At 65.8% G+C, this 13,266-nt stretch carries 7 protein-coding genes; all 7 read left to right on the top strand.

What is annotated here, in order from left to right:
* Window positions 1-279 precede the first annotated feature (279 nt).
* Window positions 280-3,765, top strand: coding sequence for a DNA-directed RNA polymerase subunit beta (gene rpoB, locus ACWBNA_RS14250; RefSeq protein ID WP_482704694.1), 3,486 nt, complete (start codon window positions 280-282; stop codon window positions 3,763-3,765).
* A gap of 94 nt (window positions 3,766-3,859) precedes the next feature.
* A complete protein-coding gene (locus tag ACWBNA_RS14245; RefSeq protein ID WP_482704693.1) occupies window positions 3,860-7,759 on the top strand; it encodes a DNA-directed RNA polymerase subunit beta' in 3,900 nt (1,299 codons plus the stop codon).
* Window positions 7,760-7,907: 148 nt separating this feature from the next.
* Window positions 7,908-8,450, top strand: a complete 543-nt coding sequence (locus ACWBNA_RS14240; protein WP_482704692.1) for a DUF1707 and DUF4190 domain-containing protein — start codon at window positions 7,908-7,910, stop codon at window positions 8,448-8,450.
* A gap of 379 nt (window positions 8,451-8,829) precedes the next feature.
* Window positions 8,830-9,201 (top strand): 30S ribosomal protein S12, encoded by a 372-nt coding sequence (gene rpsL, locus ACWBNA_RS14235; RefSeq protein WP_003948652.1) that lies wholly within the window; start codon window positions 8,830-8,832, stop codon window positions 9,199-9,201.
* Between the two features lie 2 nt (window positions 9,202-9,203).
* Entirely contained in the window at window positions 9,204-9,674 is a 471-nt protein-coding gene (rpsG, locus tag ACWBNA_RS14230) for a 30S ribosomal protein S7 (RefSeq protein WP_005481264.1), read from the top strand.
* A gap of 39 nt (window positions 9,675-9,713) precedes the next feature.
* Window positions 9,714-11,843: an elongation factor G gene (fusA, locus tag ACWBNA_RS14225; RefSeq protein ID WP_482704691.1), complete on the top strand. Its 2,130-nt coding sequence runs from the start codon at window positions 9,714-9,716 to the stop codon at window positions 11,841-11,843.
* 158 nt (window positions 11,844-12,001) lie between these two features.
* The gene (gene tuf, locus ACWBNA_RS14220) at window positions 12,002-13,195 is read left to right on the top strand and encodes an elongation factor Tu (protein WP_217237702.1); all 1,194 of its coding nucleotides are present in this window, start codon (window positions 12,002-12,004) and stop codon (window positions 13,193-13,195) included.
* The last annotated feature ends 71 nt before the right edge of the window (window positions 13,196-13,266 follow it).

Below are 13,266 nucleotides of genomic sequence, written 5' to 3'. Positions count from 1 at the left end.
AACGTGCGTTGAGGACGTGGGCTTGCCGAAGGTGTTGAGAACAACGAGGGTCTCAAAAACCCGAACTGGACATCAGTGTGCCAAGTGGCTACACTGACCCTTTGCGCTGCCTGTTAGCTGCCTCCTGCCCGTCACCAGGGGCATACCCTCACTCGAGCACCGACGAACAGACCGAATCCGAACCGGCCCTTTGAGCTGGAGAAGAAAACGTCTGTGTCTGTGTGCGGGAGAGGGACCGGTACGCGCGTAGTGAGTCCGAGCCCTCGGAAGGACCCCCTCTTGGCCGCCTCGCGCACTGCCTCGACCGCGAATACGAACAACGGCGCCAGCACCGCCCCGCTGCGCATCTCCTTTGCAAAGATCAAGGAGCCCCTCGAGGTTCCGAACCTTCTTGCGCTGCAAACCGAGAGCTTCGACTGGCTGCTCGGCAACGACGCGTGGAAGGCTCGTGTCGAGGCGGCTCTGGAGTCCGGTCAGGACGTCCCCACCAAGTCCGGTCTGGAGGAGATCTTCGAGGAGATCTCCCCGATCGAGGACTTCTCCGGGTCGATGTCGCTGACGTTCCGCGACCACCGTTTCGAGCCGCCGAAGAACAGCATCGACGAGTGCAAGGACCGCGACTTCACGTACGCGGCCCCGCTCTTCGTCACCGCCGAGTTCACCAACAACGAGACCGGCGAGATCAAGTCCCAGACGGTCTTCATGGGCGACTTCCCGCTCATGACCGGCAAGGGCACCTTCGTCATCAACGGCACCGAGCGTGTCGTGGTGTCGCAGCTGGTCCGCTCGCCCGGCGTCTACTTCGACTCCTCCATCGACAAGACGTCCGACAAGGACATCTTCTCCGCCAAGATCATCCCGTCCCGGGGTGCCTGGCTGGAGATGGAGATCGACAAGCGCGACATGGTCGGTGTACGCATCGACCGCAAGCGCAAGCAGTCCGTCACCGTCCTGCTCAAGGCTCTCGGCTGGACCACCGAGCAGATCCTCGAGGAGTTCGGCGAGTACGAGTCCATGCGCGCCACCCTGGAGAAGGACCACACCCAGGGCCAGGACGACGCGCTGCTCGACATCTACCGCAAGCTGCGTCCGGGCGAGCCCCCGACGCGTGAGGCCGCGCAGACCCTGCTCGAGAACCTCTACTTCAACCCCAAGCGCTACGACCTGGCCAAGGTCGGCCGCTACAAGGTCAACAAGAAGCTGGGTGGGGACGCTCCGCTGAACGCGGGTGTCCTGACCGTCGAGGACGTCATCTCGACGATCAAGTACCTGGTGAAGCTGCACGCCGGCGAGACCGAGACGGCCGCTGACAACGGCACGACGATCGTCGTCGAGACCGACGACATCGACCACTTCGGCAACCGTCGTCTGCGCAGCGTCGGCGAGCTCATCCAGAACCAGGTCCGTACGGGTCTGGCGCGTATGGAGCGAGTCGTCCGCGAGCGCATGACGACCCAGGACGTCGAGGCGATCACGCCGCAGACCCTGATCAACATCCGGCCGGTCGTCGCCTCCATCAAGGAGTTCTTCGGCACCAGCCAGCTGTCGCAGTTCATGGACCAGAACAACCCGCTGTCGGGTCTCACCCACAAGCGCCGTCTGTCGGCTCTTGGCCCGGGTGGTCTCTCCCGTGAGCGGGCCGGCTTCGAGGTCCGTGACGTGCACCCGTCCCACTACGGCCGCATGTGCCCGATCGAGACCCCCGAAGGCCCGAACATCGGCCTGATCGGCTCGCTCGCCTCCTACGGCCGGGTCAACGCGTTCGGCTTCGTCGAGACGCCGTACCGCCGGGTCACCGACGGAATCGTCACCGACGAGGTCGACTACCTCACGGCCGACGAAGAGGACCGATTCGTCATCGCGCAGGCCAACGCCACGCTCAATGACGACATGCGTTTCACCGAGAACCGCGTCCTGGTCCGCCGTCGTGGCGGCGAGGTCGACTACGTCCCCGGTGACGACGTGGACTACATGGACGTCTCGCCGCGCCAGATGGTGTCGGTCGCGACCGCCATGATCCCGTTCCTCGAGCACGACGACGCCAACCGTGCCCTCATGGGCGCGAACATGATGCGTCAGGCCGTGCCGCTCATCAAGAGCGAGTCCCCGCTCGTCGGCACCGGCATGGAGTACCGCTCCGCGGTCGACGCCGGCGACGTGGTCAAGGCCGAGAAGGCGGGTGTGGTCCAGGAGGTCTCCGCGGACTACATCACCACCGCCAACGACGACGGCACGTACATCACGTACCGCCTGGCCAAGTTCGCCCGTTCCAACCAGGGCACCTCGGTCAACCAGAAGGTCATCGTCAACGAGGGCGACCGGATCATCGAGGGCCAGGTCCTGGCCGACGGTCCGGCCACCGAGAACGGCGAGATGGCGCTGGGCAAGAACCTGCTCGTGGCGTTCATGCCGTGGGAGGGTCACAACTACGAGGACGCGATCATCCTGTCGCAGCGCCTCGTGCAGGACGACGTCCTCTCCTCGATCCACATCGAGGAGCACGAGGTCGACGCCCGTGACACCAAGCTCGGCCCGGAGGAGATCACCCGGGACATCCCGAACGTCTCCGAGGAGGTCCTCGCCGACCTCGACGAGCGCGGCATCATCCGTATCGGTGCCGAGGTCGTCGCCGGCGACATCCTGGTCGGCAAGGTCACGCCCAAGGGTGAGACCGAGCTGACCCCGGAGGAGCGCCTGCTCCGCGCGATCTTCGGTGAGAAGGCGCGCGAGGTGCGCGACACCTCGCTGAAGGTGCCGCACGGCGAGATCGGCAAGGTCATCGGCGTCCGCGTCTTCGACCGCGAGGAGGGCGACGAGCTTCCCCCCGGTGTGAACCAGCTGGTGCGCGTGTACGTGGCGCAGAAGCGAAAGATCACCGACGGTGACAAGCTCGCCGGCCGTCACGGCAACAAGGGCGTCATCTCCAAGATCCTGCCCATCGAGGACATGCCGTTCCTCGAGGACGGGACGCCGGTCGACATCATCCTGAACCCGCTGGGTGTGCCGTCCCGAATGAACCCGGGACAGGTGCTGGAGATCCACCTCGGCTGGCTCGCCAGCCGTGGCTGGGACGTCTCCGGGCTCGGCGAGGACTGGGCGAAGCGCCTGCAGGTCATCGGCGCCGACCAGGTCGACCCGGGCACGAACGTCGCCACCCCCGTCTTCGACGGTGCGCGCGAGGACGAGCTCGCGGGTCTGCTGCAGCACACCATCCCGAACCGCGACGGCGAGCGCATGGTGCAGCCGACCGGCAAGGCGAGGATGTTCGACGGCCGCTCCGGCGAGCCGTTCCCGGAGCCGATCTCGGTCGGTTACATGTACATCCTCAAGCTCCACCACCTGGTCGACGACAAGCTGCACGCCCGGTCGACCGGTCCGTACTCGATGATCACCCAGCAGCCGCTGGGTGGTAAGGCCCAGTTCGGTGGCCAGCGCTTCGGTGAGATGGAGGTGTGGGCGCTGGAGGCTTATGGCGCCGCGTACGCCCTCCAGGAGCTGCTGACCATCAAGTCCGACGACGTCACCGGCCGCGTGAAGGTCTACGAGGCCATCGTCAAGGGCGAGAACATTCCCGAGCCCGGCATCCCTGAGTCCTTCAAGGTGCTCATCAAGGAGATGCAGTCCCTGTGCCTCAACGTGGAGGTGCTGTCCTCGGACGGCATGTCCATCGAGATGCGCGACACCGACGAGGACGTCTTCCGCGCTGCGGAGGAGCTTGGCATCGACCTGTCCCGGCGTGAGCCGAGCAGCGTCGAAGAGGTCTGACGGGAGTTCGGAGGCCTTCGCCATGAAGGCCTCCGGCCCCAGGACCCCCGTATCAGACCCCATGACTTACAACCCTGAGAGGGATTGACGCATAGTGCTCGACGTCAACTTCTTCGACGAGCTCCGGATCGGTCTGGCCACCGCTGACGACATCCGTCAGTGGAGCCACGGCGAGGTCAAGAAGCCCGAGACGATCAACTACCGCACGCTCAAGCCGGAAAAGGACGGACTCTTCTGCGAGAAGATCTTCGGTCCGACCCGGGACTGGGAGTGCTACTGCGGGAAGTACAAGCGCGTCCGCTTCAAGGGCATCATCTGTGAGCGCTGCGGCGTGGAGGTCACGCGCGCCAAGGTGCGTCGTGAGCGGATGGGCCACATCGAGCTCGCCGCTCCCGTGACGCACATCTGGTACTTCAAGGGCGTCCCGTCGCGGCTGGGCTACCTGCTCGACCTCGCCCCGAAGGACCTGGAGAAGGTCATCTACTTCGCGGCGTACATGATCACGTACGTCGACGAGGAGCGCCGCACCCGCGACCTGCCCTCCCTGGAGGCGCACGTCTCCGTCGAACGGCAGCAGATCGAGAACCGCCGGGACTCCGACCTGGAGGCCCGCGCCAAGAAGCTCGAGACCGACCTGGCCGAGCTCGAGGCCGAGGGTGCCAAGGCCGACGTACGCCGCAAGGTGCGCGAAGGTGCCGAGCGGGAGATGAAGCAGCTGCGTGACCGTTCGCAGCGCGAGATCGACCGTCTGGACGAGGTGTGGACCCGGTTCAAGAACCTCAAGGTCCAGGACCTCGAGGGCGACGAACTCCTCTACCGCGAGCTGCGTGACCGCTTCGGCACGTACTTCGACGGTTCGATGGGTGCCGCGGCGCTGCAGAAGCGCCTGGAGTCCTTCGACCTGGACGAAGAGGCCGAGCGGCTTCGCGAGATCATCCGCACCGGCAAGGGCCAGAAGAAGACCCGCGCCCTGAAGCGGCTGAAGGTCGTGTCTGCCTTCCTGCAGACCTCCAACAGCCCCAAGGGCATGGTCCTCGACTGCGTCCCGGTCATCCCGCCGGACCTTCGCCCGATGGTGCAGCTGGACGGTGGCCGCTTCGCGACCTCCGACCTGAACGACCTGTACCGCCGTGTGATCAACCGCAACAACCGCCTGAAGCGCCTTCTCGACCTCGGTGCGCCCGAGATCATCGTGAACAACGAGAAGCGCATGCTCCAGGAGGCCGTGGACGCCCTCTTCGACAACGGTCGTCGTGGTCGCCCGGTCACCGGTCCCGGCAACCGCCCGCTGAAGTCCCTCAGCGACATGCTGAAGGGCAAGCAGGGTCGATTCCGTCAGAACCTGCTCGGCAAGCGCGTGGACTACTCCGCGCGTTCCGTGATCGTCGTCGGTCCGCAGCTGAAGCTGCACCAGTGCGGTCTGCCGAAGGCGATGGCGCTGGAGCTCTTCAAGCCGTTCGTGATGAAGCGCCTGGTCGACCTGAACCACGCGCAGAACATCAAGAGCGCCAAGCGCATGGTGGAGCGCGGCCGCACGGTCGTGTACGACGTCCTCGAAGAGGTCATCGCCGAGCACCCGGTTCTGCTGAACCGTGCTCCCACCCTGCACCGCCTCGGCATCCAGGCCTTCGAGCCGCAGCTGGTCGAGGGCAAGGCCATCCAGATCCACCCGCTCGTCTGCACCGCGTTCAACGCGGACTTCGACGGTGACCAGATGGCCGTGCACCTTCCGCTGTCCGCGGAGGCGCAGGCCGAGGCCCGCATCCTGATGCTGTCCTCGAACAACATCCTCAAGCCCGCCGACGGCCGTCCGGTGACGATGCCGACCCAGGACATGGTCCTCGGTCTGTTCTTCCTCACCACCGACGGCGAACTGCGTGACACCAAGGGCGAGGGCCGGTCCTTCGGCTCCACGGCCGAGGCGATCATGGCGTTCGACGCCGGCGAGCTCGCGCTGCAGTCGCCCATCGACATCCGCTTCCCGGTGGGCACCATCCCGCCGCGCGGCTGGATGCCGCCGGCGCGCGAGGAGGGCGAGCCCGAGTGGCAGCAGGGTGACACCTTCCGGCTGCGGACGACCCTGGGCCGTGCGCTCTTCAACGAGCTGCTGCCCGAGGACTACCCGTTCGTCGACTACTCGGTGGGCAAGAAGCAGCTCTCCGAGATCGTCAACGACCTCGCCGAGCGCTACCCCAAGGTCATCGTGGCGGCGACGCTCGACAACCTGAAGGCGGCCGGCTTCTTCTGGGCGACCCGTTCCGGCGTCACCGTGGCCATCTCCGACATCGTCGTTCCCGAGGCGAAGAAGGAGATCGTCAAGGGCTTCGAGGCGCTGGACGAGAAGGTCCAGAAGCAGTACGAGCGCGGTCTGATCACCAAGGAAGAGCGCACGCAGGAGCTCATCGCGATCTGGACCAAGGCGACCAACGAGGTCGCCGAGGCGATGAACGAGAACTTCCCCAAGACGAACCCCATCTTCATGATGGTTGACTCGGGTGCCCGAGGAAACATGATGCAGATGCGGCAGATCGCCGGTATGCGCGGTCTGGTGTCGAACGCGAAGAACGAGACCATCCCGCGTCCGATCAAGGCGTCCTTCCGTGAGGGCCTGTCCGTGCTGGAGTACTTCATCTCCACGCACGGTGCCCGTAAGGGTCTGGCGGACACCGCCCTGCGTACCGCCGACTCGGGTTACCTGACCCGTCGTCTGGTGGACGTCTCGCAGGACGTCATCATCCGCGAGGAGGACTGCGGCACCGAGCGCGGCCTGAAGCTGAAGATCGCCACGCGTGGCGCCGACGGCGTGCTGCGCAAGACGGAGGACGTCGAGACCAGCGTCTACGCCCGCATGCTCGCCGAGGACGTCGTCATCGACGGCAAGGTGATCGCGCCGGCCAACGTCGACCTCGGCGATGTCCTGATCGACCAGCTGGTGCACCACGGCGTCGAGGAGGTCAAGACCCGTTCGATCCTGACCTGCGAGTCGCACGTCGGCACCTGCGCCATGTGCTACGGCCGTTCGCTGGCCACCGGCAAGCTGGTCGACATCGGTGAGGCGGTCGGCATCATCGCCGCCCAGTCCATCGGTGAGCCCGGTACCCAGCTGACGATGCGTACCTTCCACACCGGTGGTGTGGCCGGTGACGACATCACCCAGGGTCTGCCCCGTGTCGTCGAGCTCTTCGAGGCTCGTACGCCCAAGGGTGTCGCCCCGATCTCCGAGGCCCAGGGCCGCGTGCGGATCGAGGAGACCGAGAAGACCAAGAAGATCGTCGTCACCCCGGACGACGGCAGCGACGAGACGGCGTTCCCGATCTCGAAGCGTGCCCGACTCCTGGTCAGCGAGGGCGAGCACGTCGAGGTGGGCCAGAAGCTCACCGTGGGTGCCACCAACCCGCACGACGTGCTGCGCATCCTGGGCCAGCGTGCCGTCCAGGTCCACCTGGTCGGCGAGGTCCAGAAGGTCTACAACTCGCAGGGTGTGTCGATCCACGACAAGCACATCGAGATCATCATCCGGCAGATGCTGCGCCGCGTGACGATCATCGAGTCCGGCGACGCCGAGCTGCTGCCCGGTGAGCTGGTCGAGCGGTCGAAGTTCGAGACCGAGAACCGTCGTGTGGTCCAGGAGGGCGGTCACCCGGCTTCCGGTCGTCCGCAGCTGATGGGTATCACCAAGGCCTCGCTGGCGACCGAGTCGTGGCTGTCGGCGGCGTCCTTCCAGGAGACGACCAGGGTTCTGACGGACGCGGCGATCAACGCCAAGTCCGACTCCCTGATCGGCCTCAAGGAGAACGTCATCATCGGTAAGCTCATCCCGGCCGGTACGGGCCTGTCCCGCTACCGCAACATCCGGGTCGAGCCGACCGAGGAGGCCAAGGCCGCGATGTACTCGGCCGTCGGCTACGACGACATCGACTACTCGCCGTTCGGCACCGGCTCCGGCCAGGCCGTTCCGCTGGAGGACTACGACTACGGTCCGTACAACCAGTAGTAGGCGCGCAGGTTGAGTCGAGGGGCGGTCACCTTCCGGGGTGGCCGCCCCTCGGCGCGTCCGACGACGGGTCCGGCGACGCGGTCTGTGCCGGAAACGGCGGTTCGGCGCATCATGGAGGGACCCTCGGGGATCGGGGAGGTGCTCGGTGTCGAATCCGTCGTGGCAACCCTGGCAGCCTGGACAGGGCCTTCCGCAGCCCTGGCAGGGCCACAGCGCCCCGTCCATGCTGGCCTCGCACGCCGACCGGGAGCGTGCCGTGGACGTGCTCAGAGCGGGCTACGGCGAGGGGCGGCTGGAGAAGTCCGAGTTCGACCGGCGGGTGGCGCGGGCGTACGCGGCCCGTACGGTCGGTGAGCTGGCGTTGGTGGTCGCGGACCTGCCTCTGGGGCCGGTGCCGCGGCCGGGGGGCGTGCCTGCCGTGCCGGCGACGTTTCTGCCGGTGGCGCGGCCGCGGACGAACGGGAAGGCGGTCGGCTCGGCGCTGTGCGGTGTGCTCTGTCTGGCCACGTTCGGGCTCACGGGCATCCCGGCGGTGGTCCTGGGGCATGCGGCGCGTGCGGAGATCCAGCGCACGGGGGAGGGCGGTGACGGGCTCGCGCTGACCGGGCTGGTGCTGGGCTGGCTGTCCACCGGTGTCTGGGCGGCCGTGCTGGCGCTGTTGTTCGCGGTGGCCCTCGCGACCGGCTGAGTGCCCGCAGGGCGGCGTGTGCGGCTTCCGTGAGGCCGGGTTTCGAAGATCGGGAACTGCCGTCGGGGAGCGGTCCGGATCGTCGATTCGAAGATCACGGGCGGTGCATGGGTATGACATGCGCCGCTTGGGTATGGGGGTGGGCCCCATTTGTTTTGACCACAGCGAATGAGGTAGGTACGCTCAGACCTTGTGCCTGGGGTGTGCCCTGGCTCTCGTGCGTGCCTTCAACCGCACATAGGGAGCCGTCACTGGCCACCGTAATCTGCGCTCTTTCTGCCTTGCGGCGGGGGTCTGCAGCATTCGACACACCCGACCGCGTGGGTCGGCGACGTTCCAGGTTAGCTTCACCATTCGGCACACAGAAACCGGAGAAGTAGTGCCTACGATCCAGCAGCTGGTCCGGAAGGGCCGGCAGGACAAGGTCGAGAAGAACAAGACGCCCGCACTCGAGGGTTCCCCTCAGCGTCGCGGCGTCTGCACGCGTGTGTTCACGACCACCCCGAAGAAGCCGAACTCGGCCCTGCGTAAGGTCGCGCGTGTGCGTCTGACCAGCGGGATCGAGGTCACCGCTTACATTCCGGGTGAGGGGCACAACCTGCAGGAGCACTCCATCGTGCTCGTGCGTGGCGGTCGTGTGAAGGACCTGCCCGGTGTTCGCTACAAGATCATCCGCGGTTCGCTCGACACCCAGGGTGTCAAGAACCGCAAGCAGGCCCGCAGCCGCTACGGCGCCAAGAAGGAGAAGTAGAAATGCCTCGTAAGGGCCCCGCCCCGAAGCGCCCGGTCATCATCGACCCGGTCTACGGTTCTCCTCTGGTGACCTCCCTCATCAACAAGGTGCTGCTGAACGGCAAGCGCTCCACCGCCGAGCGCATCGTGTACGGCGCCATGGAGGGCCTGCGCGAGAAGACCAGCAATGACCCGGTCATCACGCTGAAGCGCGCGCTGGAGAACATCAAGCCGACCCTCGAGGTCAAGTCCCGCCGTGTCGGTGGTGCGACGTACCAGGTTCCGATCGAGGTCAAGCCCGGTCGCGCCAACACGCTCGCGCTGCGCTGGCTCGTCGGTTACTCCCGCGCCCGTCGCGAGAAGACGATGACCGAGCGTCTGCTCAACGAGCTTCTCGACGCCTCCAACGGCCTTGGTGCCGCTGTGAAGAAGCGCGAGGACACCCACAAGATGGCCGAGTCCAACAAGGCCTTCGCGCACTACCGCTGGTAGTCGCTACCCACATCGAGACCGAGAGAAGACGAAAGCCTTATGGCTACCACTTCACTTGACCTGGCCAAGGTCCGCAACATCGGGATCATGGCCCACATCGACGCGGGCAAGACGACCACCACCGAGCGGATCCTCTTCTACACCGGCGTCAGCTACAAGATCGGTGAGGTCCACGACGGCGCTGCCACCATGGACTGGATGGAGCAGGAGCAGGAGCGTGGCATCACGATCACCTCTGCTGCCACCACCTGTCACTGGCCGCTTGAGGACAACGACTACACGATCAACATCATCGACACCCCGGGCCACGTCGACTTCACGGTCGAGGTGGAGCGCTCGCTGCGCGTCCTCGACGGTGCCGTCACGGTGTTCGACGGTGTCGCCGGTGTCGAGCCGCAGTCCGAGACGGTGTGGCGTCAGGCCGACCGTTACGGTGTGCCGCGCATCTGCTTCGTGAACAAGCTGGACCGTACCGGCGCGGAGTTCCACCGTTGTGTGGACATGATCAAGGACCGGCTCGGTGCCGTGCCGATCATCATGCAGCTGCCCATCGGTGCCGAGATGGACTTCAAGGGCGTTGTGGACCTGGTCCGCATGAAGGCGCTCGTGTGGTCCGCCGAGGCGGCGAAGGGCGAGATGTACGACGTCGTCGACATCCCCGCCACGCACGTCGAGGCTGCCGAGGAGTACCGCGGCCGGCTGGTCGAGACCGTCGCGGAGAACGACGACGAGATCATGGAGCTGTTCCTGGAGGGCCAGGAGCCCACCGAGGAGCAGCTGTACGCCGCGATCCGTCGTATCACCATCACGTCCGGCAAGTCCGACGGCATCACGGTCACCCCGGTGTTCTGCGGTACCGCGTTCAAGAACAAGGGCGTCCAGCCCCTGCTCGACGCGGTCGTGCGCTACCTGCCGACCCCGCTCGACGTCGAGGCCATCGAGGGCCACGACGTGAAGGACCCCGAGCTGGTCGTCAAGCGCAAGCCGTCCGTGGACGAGCCGCTGTCCGCCCTGGCGTTCAAGATCATGAGCGACCCGCACCTGGGCAAGCTCACCTTCGTCCGGGTGTACTCGGGCCGCCTGGAGACCGGCACCGCCGTGCTGAACTCCGTCAAGGGCAAGAAGGAGCGCATCGGCAAGATCTACCGCATGCACGCGAACAAGCGTGAGGAGATCGAAGCGGTGGGCGCCGGTGACATCGTCGCCGTCATGGGGCTGAAGCAGACCACGACCGGTGAGACGCTCTGCGATGACAAGAACCCGGTGATCCTGGAGTCCATGGACTTCCCGGCGCCGGTCATCCAGGTCGCCATCGAGCCCAAGTCCAAGGGTGACCAGGAGAAGCTGGGTGTAGCCATCCAGCGTCTCGCGGAGGAGGACCCCTCCTTCCACGTTCACTCGGACGAGGAGACGGGCCAGACCATCCTCGGCGGTATGGGCGAGCTGCACCTCGAGGTGCTGGTCGACCGTATGAAGCGCGAGTTCCGGGTCGAGGCCAACGTCGGTAAGCCGCAGGTCGCCTACCGTGAGACGATCCGCAAGGCCGTCGAGCGCGTGGACTACACCCACAAGAAGCAGACCGGTGGTACCGGTCAGTTCGCCAAGGTGCAGATCGCGATCGAGCCCATCACCGAGGCCGACGGTCCGGCGTACGAGTTCGTGAACAAGGTCACCGGTGGCCGTATCCCGAGGGAGTACATCCCTTCGGTGGACGCCGGTGCGCAGGAGGCCATGCAGTTCGGCATCCTGGCCGGCTACGAGATGACCGGCGTGCGCGTCACGCTGATCGACGGTGGCTACCACGAGGTCGACTCCTCCGAGCTCGCGTTCAAGATCGCCGGTTCGCAGGCCTTCAAGGAGGCCGCCCGCAAGGCCAGCCCCGTGCTGCTCGAGCCGATGATGGCCGTCGAGGTCACCACGCCCGAGGACTACATGGGTGAGGTCATCGGCGACATCAACTCCCGCCGTGGTCAGATCCAGGCCATGGAGGAGCGGGCCGGTGCCCGCGTCGTGAAGGGCCTCGTGCCCCTCTCGGAGATGTTCGGCTACGTCGGAGACCTCCGCAGCAAGACCTCGGGTCGCGCAAGCTACTCGATGCAGTTCGACTCCTACGCCGAGGTTCCGCGGAACGTCGCCGAGGAGATCATCGCGAAGGCCAAGGGCGAGTAACGCACCGCGTTCACACGCCGTAGGCTTGACTCCGGAGCCTCGCGGGGCATTCCGCCGCAATGGCGGAGGGAATGCCCCGAAGGATCCGGGCCATCCAGCAAAGATCACCTGGCGCCGATGAAGTAAGGCGTACCAGAACCACTCCCAGGAGGACCCCAGTGGCGAAGGCGAAGTTCGAGCGGACTAAGCCGCACGTCAACATCGGCACCATCGGTCACATCGACCACGGTAAGACGACCCTCACGGCCGCCATTACCAAGGTGCTGCACGACGCGTACCCGGACCTGAACGAGGCCTCGGCCTTCGACCAGATCGACAAGGCTCCTGAGGAGCGCCAGCGCGGTATCACGATCTCGATCGCGCACGTCGAGTACCAGACGGAGACGCGTCACTACGCCCACGTCGACTGCCCCGGTCACGCGGACTACATCAAGAACATGATCACGGGTGCGGCGCAGATGGACGGCGCCATCCTCGTTGTCGCCGCGACCGACGGCCCGATGCCGCAGACCAAGGAGCACGTGCTCCTGGCCCGCCAGGTCGGCGTTCCGTACATCGTCGTCGCCCTGAACAAGGCCGACATGGTGGACGACGAGGAGATCCTGGAGCTCGTCGAGCTCGAGGTCCGTGAGCTCCTCTCCGAGTACGAGTTCCCGGGCGACGACCTGCCGGTCGTCAAGGTCTCGGCGCTCAAGGCGCTCGAGGGCGACAAGGAGTGGGGCCAGTCGGTCCTGGACCTGATGGCCGCCGTCGACGAGGCGATCCCCACCCCCGAGCGTGACGTCGACAAGCCGTTCCTCATGCCCGTCGAGGACGTCTTCACGATCACCGGTCGCGGTACGGTCGTCACCGGCCGTATCGAGCGCGGTGTCCTGAAGGTCAACGAGACCGTTGACATCATCGGCATCAAGCAGGACAAGACCACCACCACGGTCACCGGTATCGAGATGTTCCGCAAGCTGCTCGACGAGGGCCAGGCCGGTGAGAACGTCGGTCTGCTGCTTCGTGGCATCAAGCGCGAGGACGTCGAGCGCGGCCAGGTCATCATCAAGCCGGGCTCGGTCACCCCGCACACCGAGTTCGAGGCCCAGGCCTACATCCTGTCGAAGGACGAGGGTGGCCGTCACACCCCCTTCTTCAACAACTACCGTCCGCAGTTCTACTTCCGTACGACGGACGTGACCGGCGTCGTGACCCTCCCCGAGGGCACCGAGATGGTCATGCCGGGTGACAACACCGAGATGAAGGTGGAGCTCATCCAGCCCGTCGCCATGGAAGAGGGCCTGAAGTTCGCCATCCGTGAGGGTGGCCGGACCGTGGGCGCCGGCCAGGTCACCAAGATCAACAAGTAAGTCCGTTGATCTGACCTGGTAGCTCCAGCCTGAGCTGAGCTCCTGAAGGGGCCCGTACGACTTCGGTCGTA

The sequence above is a fragment of the Streptomyces sp. Q2 genome (assembly GCF_056820935.1).
The sequence above is the reverse complement of the archived record's forward strand: the minus strand, read 5'-3'. Positions and strand labels throughout refer to the sequence as shown.